We start from the raw sequence: 16,774 nt of genomic DNA, 5'->3' as shown, positions 1-16,774 counted from the left end.
GATGCCATAGCGCCCGTGCCCACGCCTGAGCCGGCACCGGCGGCCGACTCGCGGCCCGCCGAAGCCCCGGCGCCTCCCGTGTTCGAACCGACCGGCGACACCGCGCCCACGCCCGCGGCTGAGTCGACGCCCAGTCCCGCTCCGGTAGCCGGTGTCACTAAGCCCCCGGCGCCGGTGCGCACCCCGGTCGGTTATGTCCTCGGCGGCGGCGTAGTGCCACCGGCGGTGCTCGCGGACTTGGTGGCCCGCGGCGCCAAAGTCCGCACCGTCGCCTCAGCCACCGATCTGGACGCGGTGCCGCGCTACCGGCCCTCGACCGCGATCGATGAATTCGTCCGCATGCGGGCCATGACATGCATGTTCCCCGGCTGCGACCAGCCCGCCACCCACTGCGACCTCGACCACACGATCCCCTGGCCGGCCGGGCCAACCCATCCAGGCAACCTCAACCCGAAATGCCGAAAACACCACCTACTCAAAACGTTCTACGGCGGCCCCGACGGCTGGCAGGACCGTCAACAGCCCGACGGCACCATCGTGTGGACCGCGCCCACCGGCCACACCTACACCAGCGTGCCCGAGAGTCGAATCCTGTTTCCCCGCAAGATCACCGACACCCCGCTACCGGACGGGCCGCCGCCGGACGCCCCCGATCTGGACACTCCACCGGCGCCCGGCCGGGGCGTCATGATGCCCATCCGCCGCCGCACCCGCGCCCAGAACCAGGCTCAGCAGATCGCCTACGAACGCGCCCTCAACCAGGCCGATATCGACGAACGCGAAGCCGCACAAGAAGCATTCGACCGCCTACGTAAAGAACGCCAAGAACGCGAAGCCGCCGAGGCTGCCCCGGCCGCCGAATCAGCAGAGCAACAAGACATCCCGCCGCCACTCTGAGTGCGGCGTGAATACCCCTGAAAAGGCATGACTTTCAGGGGTATTCGGGCGTGAGCCGCAACGGGGATCAGCGGCTCCATGCTGGCTTCTCAACACCGAAGTTGCCACCGCTGACCACCTCGCGCCGGAAGAATACAGACAACCTTGCCTTCTCCGCCGCTAGCGGGAGCGTACCCCCGTTGCCGGTCGCTACACTGCAGGTCAGGACCTTCTTGAGCACAGTCGATTTGATGCTGAACCGGTATAGGACTGGAGGCGGTGTCATGGGTGCCGAAGCTGAAGTCTCAGGCGGACTTTCATTCGAATTGTCGCGGTTGGCGCGCACCTTGCAGAGTCAACAGGTCATGGACCTCGATTCCGACCGGCTGTTGCTCGAAGTCACCGAAACGGCCACCCAACTGCTGCCCAAGGTCGCACATGGTGGCGTGACGCTGGTTGTCAATCGCCGCCGCCGAACAGTCGAGTCGGTCGCGGCCACCGGAGCGATCCCCAGAACGCTCGACAGGTTGCAGGACGAACTTGGCGAAGGACCGTGCCTGGAATCGATCTGGAACCTGTACACCGTCCGTGTCGCGGACTATGCGACGGAGCCGCGGTGGCCGACCTTCGTCGCCGCGTTGCTCGCACAGACGCCCGTGCGCTCGAGTTTGTCCATTCAGCTCTACACCAATGAGAACGAGCTCGGGACGCTCAACTTGTACTCAGAAGAGGCCAACGTCTTCACCCATGACGTCGAGGAGACTGCCCTGACGCTGGCCGCTCACGCCGCGATCGGACTCGCCAACGCTCGCCGCGGCGACGAGCTCCAAAGTGCGTTGGCTTCGTGGGACATCATCGGCCAGGCCAAGGGCATTCTGATGGAACGGTTCAACATTCCGGTCGGCGCGGCCTTCACGATGCTGACGAAGCTGTCGCAGGAATTGAACATCCCCTTGTACGAAGTCGCACGCAAACTCATCTTCGACGAGCACCCACCGAAATAGAAGCTCGGCAGGTGGTGGGCACCTGCCGAGCTTCTGATAGTGGAGCGAGTGACGGGATTCGAACCCGTGTGAACGGCTTTGCAGGCCGGTGCCTAGCCACTCAGCCACACCCGCACTGATCACCACAGTGCCAGTCAACGGTTCGGCCGCCCAGGGTTGAGATCGCGGTGATTGCTACCCCTCGCAGCAATCCCCCACCGGCCGACCCACCACCGGGCCACCCTGCGGCCAGCCGGCCGGTGAGTCCTCCCACGGCTCCTGCCGGCCGTACGGGGTCAGATCCAGGAACGGATATCCGACCGCCGAGTGGTCGAGCCCGCGCGCGTATGCCGAATACGTGTGGAACACCTCGTCGCCGCGGCGCAGGAAAACGCTTGCGCCAGGCCAGTCTCCGCGCAGGTCGTCATCGGTCCAGCCGTCGGCGTGCAGTTCATCGAGCGTCTTGTAGTTGTATTCGACCGGCGCTCGCGCCCGGTCGAGTGTCACGTGGAAGTCATAGGTGAAGTCGCCGTTGCGCGACGAGTACCACGGGAACGTCCAGCCGTGCTGGTCGCGGTAGCGGGCAATGCTCGCATACGGCGCACGGGACACGCACGCGAACGTCACACCCTTGCCGTGCAACAGCTCTCGGTCCCCTTCGGTGAACGTGAGATCGGCCGCGGCAGTGCAGCTCGGGCAGCCGGCATCGACCGCGTCGATCCACATGAAGTGGTGGATGTAGAGCTGATTGCGGCCCTCGAACATATCGAGCAGGCCGACGGCACCATCTGGTCCGTCGAAGACATAGTCCTTCTCGACCTTCACCATCGGGAGCCGACGGCGTTCGGCGTTGACAGCGTCGCGCAGGTGCGTCGCTTCCCGCTCCCGGGCCAGCAGCTTCGTGCGGGCCCCGAGCCATTCCTCCCGCGTGACGACGTCGGGATAGGCAGTTGGTTGCGCGGACATGGGCATCACTCCTTGTCAGAAATCGGCCTATACAGAGACAGACTTCGACTGCCGCCAAAAGTCATCGGCGCGCGTTAGTTTGTCCCTCATGGAGTGGCTGGCAGATCCCGCCTTTTTCGGCGGTCCCGGGCAGGGTTCGCGTCAGATCATCGAACTCGTGGTCGCGTTCGGCCTGACCGCACTGATCGGACTCGAACGGGAAATCCAGGGCAAGAGCGCCGGGCTGCGCACCCAGACCATCGTCGGTACGGCGGCGGCGCTGATCATGCTGGTGAGCAAGTACGGGTTCGGCGACGTGCTGACCCCGGGTCTGGTGGTCGTCGACCCGTCACGTGTTGCGGCCCAGATCGTCTCGGGCATCGGGTTCCTGGGTGCGGGCATCATCATCGTGCGGCGTGGTTCGGTGCACGGGCTGACCACCGCCGCCTCGGTATGGGAGTCGGCGGCGATCGGCATGGCGGCCGGCGCCGGACTACTCCTGCTGGCCACCGTGATGACCGGGATGCACCTGCTGATCATCATCGGGTTCATGCCGCTCGCTCGACGGCTGGCGGCGCGGCTGGGCGGGTCGGTCCGCCTGCACATCACCTACGCCGACGACCGCGGCGTCCTACGCGATGTATTGCAGGCGTGCGGCCGGCGCGATTGGCAGATCACCGACCTCGAAACCGATCCGTCCGGCGAACCGCTCGGTGCGCCGCCCGGCCATGTCGGGGTTCAGCTGACGCTCGGTGGCGCGGGAGTCTTACGAGCCGCGTCGGTGCTGGCCCTGATCGATGGCGTGGCGGGCGTCCGCCAGCTGGAGGAAGACCCCGACTAGGTCAATCCGCGATCGCCCGGCTGACGTGTCCGGCGATCATCTCGTAGACGCCGCGCGTGATGTCCGTTGCGTTGCTCATGATGTTGTAGCCGTGGTCGACGCCGGGAACCTCGTAGTACTGTGCCAAAGCACCGACGGCCTCCAGCTTCTGGGCATACCGCCATGCTTCATCGCGCAGCCGGTCGTACTCGGCGGTGACGATCAATGCGGGGGCGATGCCGTCGATGCCGTCGGCGTTGGGGCCCCATGCCGGTGAGGCCAGCCGATCGCGGCGCTGTGCGGGGTCCGGGATGTACGCGGTGTCGAACACCTCGCTCATCCACGGCCGCATCACGGCCTTGTCCCCCAGCGTGGAATGCTTGTCCTTGCTGGCCGTCACCAAATCCAGTGGCGCATAGTGCAACATCTGCAGCTTGACCTCGGGGCCGCCCTGTTCCAAGGCGAGCCGGGCCGCAGCCGCCGAGAGACTGCCGCCGGCGCTCTGACCACCGACGCACAGCTTGTGGCCTTCCCATCCGCGCTCGGCGGCAGCTGCCCAGACGAGAACGTCGTACACCTGCTCGACGGGGGCAGGAAACCGGTGCCCCGGAGCCAACACGTAATCCGTATTCACCACAACAACATTCGCGTGCGCAGCGAGGAAACGGCACCAGGGATCGTCCTGTTCACGGTGGCCGACGACGAAGCCACCACCGTGAACATTCACGTAGACGCCTGCCGCCTGGTCACTCGGTTCCGGCCAGTACACCGTCGCCGCAGTGTCGCCGTGCCGGGTCGGAATCACGACCGACGTTGTGTTCCCTGCGATTTCAGGAAATCGAACACCTGGCTTGGGCGCGGGATTGATGGTCGACGAGAACAGCCGCGCGACAGCATCGGCAACGACGGGCTTGGCGAGGATTGACACGAAACCGACTGTACCGACGCCAGAACCGAAACCGTGGCCGCGATTAACCCACGCCCTTACCTGCCCTGAAGGACGCCACGCAGCCCAGCGCCGCCAGCCCGGCGAAGACCGCGAACAGCCACGTGGCACCGATAGCATCGGGCCGATCGACGGTGTTGACGACAATGCCCGCCAGACCGGCGCCAAACGCCCCACAGATCAGCTGCACCGTGTTGATCGCCGCCGCGGCCACCGTGCCCTGCGCGGGATCGTCGACCCGGCCCATGGCCCACACCGACAGGTGCGGCCATGCCATGCCGACGCCGGTGCCAGTGATCAGCAGCGAGAACGCCCAGACCGCAACCACCGCCGGGGACGCCCCGTCGACCTGACTCAGCGCCGCGGCGCCCAGGCCGATCGCCATCACCAACGGCGCCACCGCCACGATGCGCACCACCCGGGCGGGTGTGGTGACCGAGGCACTGACGATCTCGCTCACCGTCCAGCCGACGCTCAGCGCAACCGCGAGAAAGCCCGCCGTCAACGGCACCAGACCGGCCAGCCGCTGCCCGTACAGCGGCACGTACATGTCGGCCATGGTGGCCGCCATCAGTACGCCCAGGGTCACATAGATCCACTTGAACGGGCCGGGCCCGTAGGCGGTCTGCGGCAGCACGCTCACCGGCATCCGCCGATCGACGACGATGAAGACCCCGACCAGCGCCACACCGGCGGCCAGCAGCACCACCATCACGGGCACGCTGCGCTGGATGCCCGCGACGCTGATCGCCATTGCAGCGGAGCCGAGAATCACCAACGACCACAGCGGAATCCGCAGCGGCTCATGCTCCCGATCCCCTGACCTGCCCGGCAGACTCAGCGGCACCAGGACCATCACCGCGACGGTCAGGATCGCCAGCGCGCCGAACGCCCAGCGCCACACGCCCAGTTGCGCGAACAAGCCGCCCGACGAGGGGCCGAGCAACGTCCCGACACCCCACATCGCCGACACCAGGGCCGACGCCTTGGGCCAAAGCGATTGCGGCAGAGCCGTGTTGATCACGGCGTAGCCCAGCCCGGCCAGCGTGCCGCCCGCGGCGCCCTGCACCACGCGGCCGGCGAGCATCACCTCCATGGTCGGTGCCAGGGCGCACACCACACTGCCGAGCGCGAAAACACTGAACCCCAACAGATATGCGCGCCGCGGTCCGAACCGCGCCACCATGGCGCTGACGGTCGTCGCCGCCATCACCGACGCGACCAGGTACACCGTCGTGACCCAGGCATACAGGCGTCCGCCGCCGATGTCGGTCACGGCACTGGGCAGGAGGCTGATGGTCAGGAACTCGTTGGTCGCGTACAGCGCAACGCCACCGGCCAACACCGTCGACGCACCCAGATATCTGGGACCCAGCAGTTCCCGCCAGCTGCCGATCGTCACGGGGTCGGCGCGCATGTCGGTCACGTCCGCGACGCTAGGGGCTCAACCGCGGTTGAGGTCAAGGAGCGCTCATTTCAGGCCGGCCGCGTCCATCCCGCGCAGTTCCTTCTTGAGGTCGGCCACCTCGTCGCGAATGCGCGCCGCCAGCTCGAACTGCAGATCCCGGGCCGCGTTCATCATCTGCTCGGTGAGGTCCTTGATCAGGTCCGCCAACTCGGCACGCGGCATGTTCGCCGTGTCGCGGCCCTCGACGATGCCGGCGCTGACCGCACGCCCCGGCTCGCCCTGGGCCCGGCGACCGCGGGAGGCATTGCGGCCCGAACCGCCGATCTCGACGGTCTCGGTGTCCTCCGCCTCGCGGTACACCTGGTCGAGGATGTCGGCGATCTTCTTCCGCAACGGCTGCGGGTCGATGCCGTTCTCCTCGTTGTAGGCGATCTGCTTGGCGCGGCGACGTTCGGTCTCCTCGATGGCCGCCTGCATGGAGTCGGTGATCTTGTCGGCATACATGTGCACCTCGCCGGACACGTTGCGCGCCGCGCGGCCGATGGTCTGGATCAGGCTTCGCGTCGAGCGCAGGAAGCCCTCCTTGTCGGCATCGAGGATCGCGACGAGCGACACCTCGGGCAGGTCCAGGCCCTCACGCAGCAGGTTGATGCCGACCAGGACGTCGTAGTCGCCGAGCCGCAGCTGGCGCAGCAACTCCACACGGCGCAGCGTGTCGACCTCGGAGTGCAGGTAACGCACCCGAATGCCGGTCTCCAACAGATAGTCGGTGAGGTCCTCGGCCATCTTCTTGGTCAGCGTCGTCACCAGCACGCGCTCGTCGCGTTCGGTGCGCTTACGGATTTCCCCGATGAGGTCGTCGATCTGGCCCTTGGTCGGTTTGACGACGATCTTGGGGTCGACCAGACCCGTCGGGCGGATGACCTGCTCGACGAACTCGCCGCCGGACTGGGCCATCTCGTAGGAGCCGGGTGTTGCCGACAGGTACACCGTCTGGCCGATGAGGTCGGCGAACTCCTCCCAGGTCAGCGGCCGGTTGTCGACCGCCGACGGCAGCCGGAACCCGAAGTCGACGAGGTTCCGCTTGCGGGACATGTCGCCCTCGTACATGGCGCCGATCTGCGGCACCGTGACGTGCGACTCGTCGATGACGAGCAGGAAGTCCTCGGGGAAGTAATCCAGCAGCGTCGCCGGCGCCGAGCCCGCGGCGCGGCCGTCGATGTGCCGCGAATAGTTCTCGATGCCCGAGCAGAACCCGACCTGCTTCATCATCTCGACGTCGTAGTTGGTGCGCATCCGCAGCCGCTGCGCCTCCAGGAGCTTGCCCTGGCCTTCCAGCTGGGCGAGCCGCTCTTCCAGCTCCTGCTCGATGGTCGAGATCGCCATCGCCATGCGCTCCGGGCCGGCCACGTAGTGGGTGGCCGGGAAGATGCGCAGCGAGTCGACCTTGCGCACCACGTCACCGGTCAGCGGGTGCAGGTAGTAGAGCGCCTCGACCTCGTCACCGAAGAACTCGATGCGCACCGCCAGTTCCTCGTACGACGGGATGATCTCGACGGTGTCGCCGCGCACCCGGAACGCGCCGCGGGTGAACGCCACGTCGTTGCGGTTGTACTGAATGTCGACCAGCAGGCGCAGCAGCCCGTCGCGCGGCACGTCGTCGCCGACCTTCAGCTCGACGGAGCGATCCAGGTACGACTGCGGGGTACCCAAGCCGTAGATGCACGACACCGACGCCACCACCACGACATCGCGGCGGGACAGCAGGCTGGACGTCGCCGAGTGGCGCAGCCGCTCGACGTCGTCGTTGATCGAGCTGTCCTTCTCGATGTAGGTGTCCGTCTGGGCGATGTACGCCTCGGGCTGGTAGTAGTCATAGTACGAGACGAAGTACTCGACGGCGTTGTGCGGCAACATTTCCCGCAGTTCGTTGGCCAGCTGAGCGGCCAGGGTCTTGTTGGGCGCCATCACCAGCGTGGGACGCTGCAGCCGCTCGATGAGCCAGGCGGTGGTCGCGGACTTACCGGTACCGGTGGCGCCGAGCAGCACCACGTCACGCTCTCCCGCGGCGATCCGCCGCTCGAGTTCGTCGATGGCTGCCGGCTGGTCACCCGCCGGTTCGTACGGGCTGACCACTTCGAAGCGCCCGCCGGCCCGCACCATGGCGTCGACCGGCCGGTATTCCGAGTGCGCGAGGACGGGGTATTCGGTCGCGAAGGCCATGAGTACCAGGGTAGAGGCGGGCACCGACAGGCGCTGCCGACCGCCGGACGAGCGCGTACGCTGGCGCCATCCACGCACCCAAACACGAGACGTTCGATCTGGCTGCCCGCACGAACACCGATCCCAAAGGCATCGTGCGGGCCGTCGACGTGTATCGGGTGGAACCGTGGGGCCTGTACATGGCCCGTCCCACGCCCGGACGTCCGCAGTTCTACTACCTGGAATCGTGGCTGCTGCCGTCCATCGGCCTGCGGGCGAGCATCTTCCATTTCAATCCGGGATACGAACGCGACCAGGACTTCTACCTCGATGTCGGCCGGTTCACCGCCGGTGAGCAGTCCTGGACGTCGGAGGACCACTATCTGGATCTGGTCGTCCGGTCGGGCAAGAGCGTCGAGTTGGAGGACGTCGACGAACTTCTCGACGCGGTGCGTCACCACCTGCTGAGCACCGACGACGGCGAACGCGCCATCACGACGGCGACGGCCGCCATCGAAGGGCTGGCTCAGCACAATTATCAGCTGGGTAATTGGCTAGCCAGTCTCGGTATGTCACTGACCTGGCGCGACAGGTAATGTCAACAACCATGACATCGATCAGGCGCGGACGCATGGCCGCGGCATCGCTGGCGTGCGCCACCGCAGTGGCCACGAGCACCTCCCTGTTTCTCGCCGCGACGGCAGCTGCCGATCCGGCACCGCCGGCCCCGCCCGCACCGCCGGCGGTTCCGGCCGGCGACAGCACACCGCCGAGCGCGGGACCGCACAACGTCACCTACCGGGCCCGGATCGACGGGGTGTCCCGCGGGACACTGATCACCTATCGACTCACCGACACGCAGCTCAACTCCGCGACGCCCTCGTTGCTCCCGGGCGAGTCGTTCGAAGCCTCGGCCGTGCTCAACAACGCGGCGAACGCCGGCATGCAGGTGTCGATCCAATGGCCGTACTCGGCCAGCCTGCACTGCGAGATCCTGGTCGACGACGAGATCGTCGCCCAGGCCGACCAGTTCGTCGCCCCGCGCCTGACGCCGCAGCGCCAGGACCCCGGCTACGGCGTGCTCAGCTGCGGTTCGGTGACCGACTTCGACCCCAGCCAGCAGTACAGCGCCGAGCTACCGGGCACCCCGGCCGCAACGCCGGTCGCGCACTAAGGGCGCCAACCGGTTTCGTCGGCCCAGGCCCAGGCCCGTCGGTACGCACCGGCGAGCCAGGGCTCCTTGGCGTCGGCGTACTCCCCGCTGGTGGCCGGCGCAGCAGCCAACGCGTCGTGTTTGAGGGCCAGGTACTCGACCCGCTCGTCGGGGTTGGCCGCGATCCACGCCGGGAACAGCAACGCGAACTGCTGGCCGGGCCAGCCGTCGACGCGGATGTGCACGTTGGTCGGCCGGCCAGGATCGGCCGACGCGTGAAAGCGCTTCTGCCACAATGCCTTGTCGTCGGTGTGGTCGAATTCGGCGACCGTGCTGCGGGCATCGTCCTTCGCGACGTCTTCGTTGATATCCGCGACCCGCGGGTAGCCGGCGGCCAGCAGCAGGTCGGTGAGCTCGTCGGCCACCTCGAGTGACGGCACGGTCACCTGGATGTCGATGACGTCCTTGGCGTCCAGGCCCGGCACGGCCGTCGACCCGATGTGGTCGACCCGGACCGCCCGGTGGCCGCACGTGGTGCGCAGCCGGGCCAGGATGCGGCCGGCCTGCTCGGGCCAGGTCTCGTCATACGCCACCACGGCCGGTGCGATATTCGCCGGCACACCGGCCTGGACGTTGCGGGCGAACGGGACGATGCGCTGCTCCCACAGCTCGCGGGCCGCGGCCGCCAGTTCGTCGGCGCTGCCGTGGTTGTCCAGCCAGACGTCGGCGACGGCCTGACGCTGCTCGACGGTCGCCTGCGCCGCGATCCGGGCGCGGGCGTCCTCCTCCGAGAAACCGCGGTACTCGATCAGACGCGCGACCCGCACGTCCACGTCGGCGTGCACCATGACGACCAACGGGAACAGCGGCGCCATCTGCGACTCGACGAGCAGCGGAATATCTTCCACCACAACCGAACCCACCGGCGCGGCCTCGATGAGCTCGGCACGGCGCTTGCCGACCAACGGGTGCACGATGCCGTTGAGGGTCTTGCGCTTCTCGTCATCGCTGAACGCCACCGCGGCCAGCGCCGGCCGGTTGAGCGAACCGTCGGGCAGCAGGATGTCCTCACCGAAGGCCTCCACCAGGGCGGCCAGCCCTTCGGTGCCGGGTTCCACCACCTCACGGGCGATCACGTCGCCATCGACGACGATGCCGCCTTCTGCCGCGAAGGTCGATGACACAGTGGATTTTCCGGCGCCGATGCCGCCGCTCAGTCCGATACGAAGCACCGGGTCACCCTATCGGCCGCACAAACAAGAAATGCCCCGACCCAATGGGCCGGGGCATTTCTTGTTGACCTACTTAGGCGTTGCCGGCGAGCTTCTCGCGCAGCGCCGCCAGCTGGGCGTCGCTGGCCAGGGTGCCACCGGTCGACTCCTCGGAACGCGAGGAACCGCTGGTCGCCGGACGGGCAGCTGCCTCGGCGTCGGCCGCGGCGAACTTCTCCATCTGGGCGGTGTGCATCTTGTGGCGACGCTCGGCCTCGGCGTACCGGGCCTCCCACTCGTCACGCTGCTTCTCGAAGCCTTCCAGCCATTCGTTGCTGTCGGCGTCGAAGCCCTCGGGGAAGATGTAGTTGCCCTGCTCGTCGTAGCTGTCGGCCATGCCGTACTTCGACGGGTCGAACTCCTCGGTGTAGTCCTCGTTGGCCTGCTTGAGGCTCAGCGAGATGCGGCGACGCTCCAGGTCGATGTCGATGACCTTGACCATCGCGTCGTCGCCGACCTGGACCACCTGGTCCGGGACCTCGACGTGGCGCTCGGACAGCTCCGAGATGTGCACCAGGCCCTCGATGCCCTCTTCGACGCGGACGAACGCACCGAACGGAACCAGCTTGGTGACCTTGCCCGGCACGATCTGACCGATCGCGTGGGTGCGGGCGAAGTGGCGCCACGGGTCTTCCTGAGTCGCCTTGAGCGACAGCGAAACCCGCTCGCGGTCCATGTCGACGTCCAGCACCTCGACGGTGACCTCGTCGCCCACCTGAACCACCTCGGACGGGTGATCGATGTGCTTCCAGGACAGCTCCGAGACGTGCACCAGGCCGTCCACGCCGCCCAGATCGACGAACGCGCCGAAGTTGACGATCGAGGACACGACACCCTTGCGGATGGCGCCCTTGGTGAGCTGGTTGAGGAACTCGCTGCGGACCTCGGACTGGGTCTGCTCCAGCCAGGCGCGACGCGACAGGACCACGTTGTTGCGGTTCTTGTCGAGCTCGATGATCTTGGCCTCGATCTCCTTGCCGATGTACGGCTGCAGATCGCGGACACGGCGCATCTCGACGAGCGATGCGGGCAGGAAGCCGCGCAGACCGATGTCGAGGATCAGGCCGCCCTTGACGACCTCGATGACGGTGCCCTTGACGGCCTCGTCCTTTTCCTTGAGCTCCTCGATGGTGCCCCAGGCGCGCTCGTACTGAGCCCGCTTCTTGGACAGGATCAGACGGCCTTCCTTGTCCTCCTTGGTGAGGACCAGGGCTTCGACCTCATCGCCCACGGAAACGACCTCGTTGGGGTCGACGTCGTGCTTGATGGAAAGTTCGCGGGAAGGAATGACACCTTCGGTCTTGTAACCGATGTCGAGCAGGACCTCGTCGCGGTCAACCTTGACGATGGTGCCTTCGACGATGTCGCCATCGTTGAAGTACTTGATGGTTTTGTCGATGGCGGCGAGAAAATCCTCGGCCGAGCCGATGTCGTTGACGGCTACTTGCGGCGAGGTGACGGAGGGACTTGGCATGTGGTGGATGGCTCCGGACAGGTTTAATCGTAGGGACAAATTGCTTGTGTTCTTGTGATGCGTCGCGGCGTTGCCGCCTGGCGCTTCACGCGCACCCATAGCCCATGTGGACACAGGTACTTGTTGAGGGTACTAGACCCGTAGACGCAGGCCAAACGCGGTCTGCTCCACTGCAGGGGAATGACGTTCCGCCGATAGTCTTCGTGTCGTGTATCCCGCTCCGTCGCCCGTGCCGCCGCCATATCCATACCTGGCGCCGATGCCGCGGCGAATCCGCAAGGTCGGTGCGCCCCTCGGCGTGATCATCGGGCTCGGTGTGCTGATCGGCTGCGTCCTGATCCTGACCACCCTGACCAACCCGATCGGCATGACCATCGGGTTCGTGCTGGCCAGCATCGCGACGGCAGTGGTGCTGCTGACCTACCTGTGGTTCGACCGCTGGGAGCCCGAGCCGCCGCGGCTGCTGATCTTCGCGTTCGTCTGGGGCGCCTCCATCAGCGTCGTCATCTCGGTGGTCCTGGAAACCATGTCGACGCCGCTGCTCGGCAAGGACGGCTTCGCCGCGATGGCCATCGGCGCACCGGTGATCGAAGAGGCCGCCAAGGGCGTGTTCCTGCTGCTGATGATGACCGGCCGGCGCCGCAACGAACTGAACTCGCTGACGGACTGCCTGGTCTACGCGGGTTTCGTGGCCGCTGGCTTCGCGTGGCTGGAGAACATCTTCTACATCGCCATGGGCGAGACCATCGCGCATTCCCTGCTCACCGCCGCCCTGCGGCTGATCATGGGCCCGTTCGCGCATCCGCTGTTCACCAGCATGACCGGCATCGGCGTGTACCTCGCACTGCAGCACCGCGGCGCCGGCGCCAAGGTGCTCTACATCGGGCTCGGCTACCTCGCCGCGGTGGTCATGCACATGTTGTGGAACGGCTCGACCGTCGTAGGCGCCGGCGCCTACTTCGCCGTCTACCTGTTCTGGATGGTGCCGATCTTCACCCTCGCCATCGTCACCGGCGTGCTGGGCCGTCGCCGCGAGCAGCGGGTGGTCGCCGAGAAGCTGCCCGGGCTCATCGCCTCCGGCCTGATCACCCCGAACGAGGCGACGTGGCTCGGCTCGATGCGCACCCGCAAGGCGGCGATCGCGACGGCGACGCGGATCGGCGGCGCACCGGCCGGTAAATCAGTGAAGGAATTCGCCGTGCAGGTCGTCGAGCTGGCATTCGTCCGGGACCGCATCGACCGGGGCCTGGCCGACGAGCGGACCTATCAGCGGCACGCCGAGGAGGCATACTGGCTGACCGCGACGCGGGCGCAGGCGCCGGTGCTGCAGTGGCTGACGAATTACCGGGCGGCGTGACTTAACTATTTGCGCGGGCCAGCGATACTTCTTGCATGCTCGCGCATCTTCTCGACGTCCTGCCGGCGTTCCTGGTCGCGTCGGTGATCCTGGCCGCGCTGCCCGGACCGGCGACGGCCCTGTTCCTGCACCGATCGGTGCGCGACGGCCGTAAGGCGGGTCTGGCGGCAGTGGTCGGCAATGAGATCGGCGTCTGCGGGTGGACGCTGGCCGGCGGCGGCGGGCTCTCGATCCTGCTGACGGCCAACCACTGGCTGTCGCTGGCGCTGCACGTCGTCGGCGCCGCGATCTTGATCTGGCTGGGCATCAGCGCCTGGCGCAGTGCCAAGCACCCCACCGACATGGCCGTGACCCTGCCCCTGCGTGGACGGACCCCCGGCGCGGCGTTCCGCGCGGCGCTCGTGTCGATCGCCGCCAACCCGAAGGCCGCGGCCTTCGGCATCGTGGTGCTCCCCCAGTTCCTGCCGGCCGGCGGCCCGGTGCTGCCGACGCTGCTGGTACTCGCCGCCATCCAGTTGGTGATCGACACCTCGTGGTGCGTCGGCGTCGTGCTCGCGGCCGACCGGGCCCGGAACATCTTGAGCCGCACCCACATTCGCCGGCGCATCGAACGCGCCATGGGCGCGATCCTCGTCGCGCTCGGTATCGGCCTGGCCGCCGACGCTTAGTGCGCGGCGGCGTCCCAGCTGGGGCCGTAACCGACCGACACCTCGAGCGGCACGTCCAGCGGGTAGGCGCTGCCCATCTGCTCGCGGACCAGCGTCTCGAGTGCGTCCCGTTCGCCTTCGGCGACCTCGAACAACAACTCGTCGTGCACTTGGAGCAGGACTCGTGACTTCAGCCCGGCGTCCTTCATGGCGCGGTCGACGTTGATCATCGCGACCTTGATGATGTCGGCGGCACTGCCCTGGATGGGCGCGTTGAGCGCGGCCCGCTCGGCGGCCTCGCGGACGTTGCGGTTGCTGCTGTCGAGTTCGGGCAGGTAGCGCCGGCGGCCGAGCACCGTCGAGGTGTAGCCGTCCTTGCGGGCCTGTTCGACGACCGAGTGCAGGTAGTCGCGTACCCCGCCGAACCGGTCGAAGTACTGGTCCATCTGCTGTTTGGCTTCTTCGGTCGAGATCTTCAACTGCGACGCCAGGCCGTAGGCCGACAACCCGTAGGCCAGGCCGTAGGACATGGCCTTTACCCGACGGCGCAGCTCGGCGGTGACCTCTTCGCTCGGCACGCCGAAGGCCCGTGACGCGACGAAGGTGTGCAGGTCCTCGCCGGTGTTGAAGGCTTCGATCAGGCCGGCGTCGCCCGACAGGTGCGCCATGATGCGCATCTCGATCTGGCTGTAGTCGGCGGTCATGAGCTCGGAGAAGCCCTTGCCCACCACGAAGGCCTCACGGATCTGCCGGCCCGCTTCGGTGCGGATCGGGATGTTCTGCAGGTTCGGCTCGGTCGACGACAACCGGCCGGTGGCCGCGATCGTCTGGTTGAACGTGGTGTGGATCCGGCCGTCGGAGGCAACCGCGTTCAGGAGTCCGTCGACGGTGACCTTGAGCCGGGTCGCGTCGCGGTGCGCCAGCAGGTGCTGCAGGAACGGGTGCCCGGTCTTGTCCAGAAGTGATTGCAGCGCATCGGCATCCGTGGTGTAGCCGGTCTTGGTGCGCTTGGTCTTCGGCATCTCGAGCTTGTCGAACAGCACGACCTGGAGCTGCTTGGGCGAGCCCAGGTTGATCTGCTCACCGATCGCCGCGTAGGCGGCCTCGGCGGCGTCGCGAATCTGGTCGGAGAACTGGCTCTGCAGCCGGCCGAGCAGGTCGATGTCGACGGCGATGCCGGCGTTCTCCATCTCGGCGAGGGCGCGCTGCACCGGAAGCTCCATCTGGCCGAGCAGTGCCAGCGAGTCGATGCGGGCGAGTTCCACGTCCAGCGCGTCGGCCAGATCGCCGACCGCCGCGGCGCGCACGATCAGCGCCTGGACGGCGGCGTCGTCGACCTCGTCGGGGTCGTCGAGGAGCGAAAGCTGTTGCTCTTCCTTGGTTTCCGCGCGTAGTTCGCGGCCGAGGTACCGCACCGACAGGTCGTCGAGGGCGAAGCTGCGCTGTCCCGGGCGGACCAGATAGGCGGCCAGCGCGGTGTCCGACGTGACGCCGGCGAGGTTCCAGCCGCGGCCCAGCAGGTCATGCCACGCGAGCTTCGCCTCGTGCAGCGCCTTCGGCGGGCCCGGATCGGCCAGCCATGACGCCAGCGCCGCCTCGTCCTCGGCGTCCAGCCGCGCGGTGTCGATGTAGACGCCCTCGCCGCTGGCCGACACGATCGCGACCGCGGTGGCATCGGCGTCGAAGGCCTTGTGCGTGCCGGCGACGGCCATGCCGAAGCGGCTGCCGTTGCTGTGCTCGGAGAGCCAGGCCGCCAGGGTGCCCGGCTCCAGCAGTCCGCCGCGGACGTCGAAGCCGAGCTCGACCTCGGGCTCCACGGGCGACAGGGTCTCGAACAGCCGGTCCCGCAGCACGCGGAACTCGAGGTCATCGAACAGCTGGTGGATGCGGTCGCGGTCCCACGGCTGCACCCGCAGCGCCTCCGGGGTGTGCGCCAGCGGCACGTTCCGGACCAGGTCGGTCAGCTCACGGTTGAGGATGACGCTCGAGAGGTTGGCCCGCAGCGAGTCACCGACCTTGCCCTTGACCTCGTCGACATGGTCGACGAGCGCCTGCAGCGAGCCGTACTGGTTGATCCACTTGGATGCGGTCTTCTCCCCCACGCCGGGGATGCCGGGCAGGTTGTCGCTCGGGTCGCCGCGCAGGGCCGCGAAGTCCGGGTACTGCGTCGGGGTGAGGCCGTACTTCTCCACCACCGCCTCGGGAGTGAAGCGGTGCAGATCGCTGACGCCCTTCTTCGGGTACAGGACCGTCACGTCGTCGGTGACGAGCTGCAGCGAGTCACGGTCGCCGGTGACGACCAGCACCCGGAAATCCTCGGCCTCGGCCTGCGTGGCCAGCGTGGCGATCAGGTCGTCGGCCTCGAAGCCGTCTTCGGCCAGCACCGTGATGCCGAGTGCGCCCAGCACCTCTTTGGTGATGTCGATCTGGCCGCGGAACTCGTCGGGGGTGGCGGCCCGCCCCTCTTTGTACTCCGGGTATTTCTCCTTGCGGAAGGTCTTGCGGGAGACGTCGAAGGCGGCGGCGACGTGCGACGGCTTCTCGTCGCGCAGCAGATTGATGAGCATGGCGGTGAAGCCGTACACCGCGTTGGTGGTCAGCCCGCCCTGCGTCTTGAAGTTCTCGGCGGGTAGCGCGTAGAACGCTCGGAACGCCAGTGAATTGCCGTCCAGCAGCATCAAGGTGGGCTTGG

14 protein-coding genes and 1 tRNA gene are annotated in these 16,774 nt (G+C 67.2%); 7 read left to right on the top strand and 8 right to left on the bottom strand.

Annotation, left to right across the window (positions count from 1 at the left end; all coding sequences use genetic code 11):
* Together BR47_RS30575 and BR47_RS30570 are read left to right on the top strand one after the other, a co-directional pair.
* Positions 1–897 (top strand): HNH endonuclease signature motif containing protein (locus tag BR47_RS30575; protein WP_502685824.1); only part of this gene is annotated, 897 nt, incomplete at its 5' end.
* Positions 898–947: 50 nt separating this feature from the next.
* Positions 948–1,880 carry a GAF and ANTAR domain-containing protein gene (locus BR47_RS30570; protein ID WP_231506709.1) on the top strand — a complete coding sequence of 311 codons (933 nt, stop codon included), beginning with the start codon at positions 948–950 and terminating at the stop codon, positions 1,878–1,880.
* A 40-nt stretch (positions 1,881–1,920) separates the two neighbouring features.
* Here the strand turns inward: BR47_RS30570 and BR47_RS0114840 are convergent.
* Positions 1,921–1,994: transfer RNA gene (locus tag BR47_RS0114840), tRNA-Cys, on the bottom strand.
* 60 nt (positions 1,995–2,054) lie between these two features.
* On the bottom strand, positions 2,055–2,825 hold the full coding sequence (locus BR47_RS0114835; protein ID WP_502685823.1) for a DUF899 domain-containing protein: 771 nt from the start codon (positions 2,823–2,825) through the stop codon (positions 2,055–2,057).
* An 88-nt stretch (positions 2,826–2,913) separates the two neighbouring features.
* Between BR47_RS0114835 and BR47_RS0114830 the strand changes: the two genes are divergently transcribed.
* Positions 2,914–3,645, top strand: a complete 732-nt coding sequence (locus BR47_RS0114830; protein WP_029119999.1) for an MgtC/SapB family protein — start codon at positions 2,914–2,916, stop codon at positions 3,643–3,645.
* A 1-nt stretch (position 3,646) separates the two neighbouring features.
* Here BR47_RS0114830 and BR47_RS0114825 read toward each other — a convergent pair whose 3' ends face one another.
* The 3 genes from BR47_RS0114825 to uvrB are packed head-to-tail and all read right to left on the bottom strand — an operon-like array spanning position 3,647 to position 8,201.
* Positions 3,647–4,552 (bottom strand): alpha/beta hydrolase, encoded by a 906-nt coding sequence (locus BR47_RS0114825; RefSeq protein WP_029119998.1) that lies wholly within the window; start codon positions 4,550–4,552, stop codon positions 3,647–3,649.
* A 43-nt stretch (positions 4,553–4,595) separates the two neighbouring features.
* Positions 4,596–5,987 (bottom strand): MFS transporter, encoded by a 1,392-nt coding sequence (locus tag BR47_RS0114820; RefSeq protein ID WP_036427368.1) that lies wholly within the window; start codon positions 5,985–5,987, stop codon positions 4,596–4,598.
* A 54-nt stretch (positions 5,988–6,041) separates the two neighbouring features.
* Positions 6,042–8,201 carry an excinuclease ABC subunit UvrB gene (uvrB, locus tag BR47_RS0114815; protein WP_029119996.1) on the bottom strand — a complete coding sequence of 720 codons (2,160 nt, stop codon included), beginning with the start codon at positions 8,199–8,201 and terminating at the stop codon, positions 6,042–6,044.
* A gap of 68 nt (positions 8,202–8,269) precedes the next feature.
* Here uvrB and BR47_RS0114810 point away from each other — a divergent pair, with 68 nt between their 5' ends.
* Together BR47_RS0114810 and BR47_RS30565 are read left to right on the top strand one after the other, a co-directional pair.
* Positions 8,270–8,776 (top strand): ribonuclease FAU-1 family protein, encoded by a 507-nt coding sequence (locus BR47_RS0114810; RefSeq protein WP_081633520.1) that lies wholly within the window; start codon positions 8,270–8,272, stop codon positions 8,774–8,776.
* Positions 8,777–8,787: 11 nt separating this feature from the next.
* Complete coding sequence (locus BR47_RS30565; RefSeq protein ID WP_081831295.1) at positions 8,788–9,354, top strand: hypothetical protein; 567 nt, start codon at positions 8,788–8,790, stop codon at positions 9,352–9,354.
* Here BR47_RS30565 and coaE read toward each other — a convergent pair.
* The gene (gene coaE, locus BR47_RS0114800; RefSeq protein ID WP_029119995.1) at positions 9,351–10,565 is read right to left on the bottom strand and encodes a dephospho-CoA kinase; all 1,215 of its coding nucleotides are present in this window, start codon (positions 10,563–10,565) and stop codon (positions 9,351–9,353) included. The genes BR47_RS30565 and coaE overlap by 4 nt on opposite strands.
* 73 nt (positions 10,566–10,638) lie before the next feature.
* Positions 10,639–12,078, bottom strand: coding sequence for a 30S ribosomal protein S1 (gene rpsA / locus BR47_RS0114795; protein ID WP_020103282.1), 1,440 nt, complete (start codon positions 12,076–12,078; stop codon positions 10,639–10,641).
* A 259-nt stretch (positions 12,079–12,337) separates the two neighbouring features.
* On the opposite strand from rpsA, the gene BR47_RS0114790 reads away from it, so the two are divergent.
* Entirely contained in the window at positions 12,338–13,435 is a 1,098-nt protein-coding gene (locus BR47_RS0114790) for a PrsW family intramembrane metalloprotease (RefSeq protein ID WP_020103281.1), read from the top strand.
* A gap of 35 nt (positions 13,436–13,470) precedes the next feature.
* The gene (locus BR47_RS0114785) at positions 13,471–14,103 is read left to right on the top strand and encodes a LysE family translocator (protein ID WP_029119994.1); all 633 of its coding nucleotides are present in this window, start codon (positions 13,471–13,473) and stop codon (positions 14,101–14,103) included.
* On the opposite strand, the gene polA is transcribed toward BR47_RS0114785, so the two are convergent.
* On the bottom strand, positions 14,100–16,760 hold the full coding sequence (gene polA / locus BR47_RS0114780) for a DNA polymerase I (RefSeq protein WP_051634810.1): 2,661 nt from the start codon (positions 16,758–16,760) through the stop codon (positions 14,100–14,102). The genes BR47_RS0114785 and polA overlap by 4 nt on opposite strands.
* Positions 16,761–16,774: the final 14 nt, after the last annotated feature.

Source organism: Mycobacterium sp. UNC410CL29Cvi84, assembly GCF_000686745.1.
GTDB classification, from domain to species: Bacteria; Actinomycetota; Actinomycetes; order Mycobacteriales; family Mycobacteriaceae; genus Mycobacterium; species Mycobacterium mucogenicum_B.
This window is presented reverse-complemented; position numbering and strand designations above follow the sequence as displayed.

What these genes read in the sequence shown, in the direction of transcription:
- BR47_RS0114835 (WP_502685823.1), bottom strand. Translation starts at nt 2,825, where the DNA reads ATGTCCGCGCAACCAACTGCCTATCCCGACGTCGTCACGCGGGAGGAA.
- polA (WP_051634810.1), bottom strand. Translation starts at nt 16,760, where the DNA reads ATGCTGCTGGACGGCAATTCACTGGCGTTCCGAGCGTTCTACGCGCTA.
- BR47_RS0114820 (WP_036427368.1), bottom strand. Translation starts at nt 5,987, where the DNA reads ATGCGCGCCGACCCCGTGACGATCGGCAGCTGGCGGGAACTGCTGGGT.
- uvrB (WP_029119996.1), bottom strand. Translation starts at nt 8,201, where the DNA reads ATGGCCTTCGCGACCGAATACCCCGTCCTCGCGCACTCGGAATACCGG.
- BR47_RS0114790 (WP_020103281.1), top strand. Translation starts at nt 12,338, where the DNA reads ATGCCGCGGCGAATCCGCAAGGTCGGTGCGCCCCTCGGCGTGATCATC.
- rpsA (WP_020103282.1), bottom strand. Translation starts at nt 12,078, where the DNA reads ATGCCAAGTCCCTCCGTCACCTCGCCGCAAGTAGCCGTCAACGACATC.
- BR47_RS0114830 (WP_029119999.1), top strand. Translation starts at nt 2,914, where the DNA reads ATGGAGTGGCTGGCAGATCCCGCCTTTTTCGGCGGTCCCGGGCAGGGT.
- BR47_RS30565 (WP_081831295.1), top strand. Translation starts at nt 8,788, where the DNA reads ATGACATCGATCAGGCGCGGACGCATGGCCGCGGCATCGCTGGCGTGC.
- BR47_RS0114785 (WP_029119994.1), top strand. Translation starts at nt 13,471, where the DNA reads ATGCTCGCGCATCTTCTCGACGTCCTGCCGGCGTTCCTGGTCGCGTCG.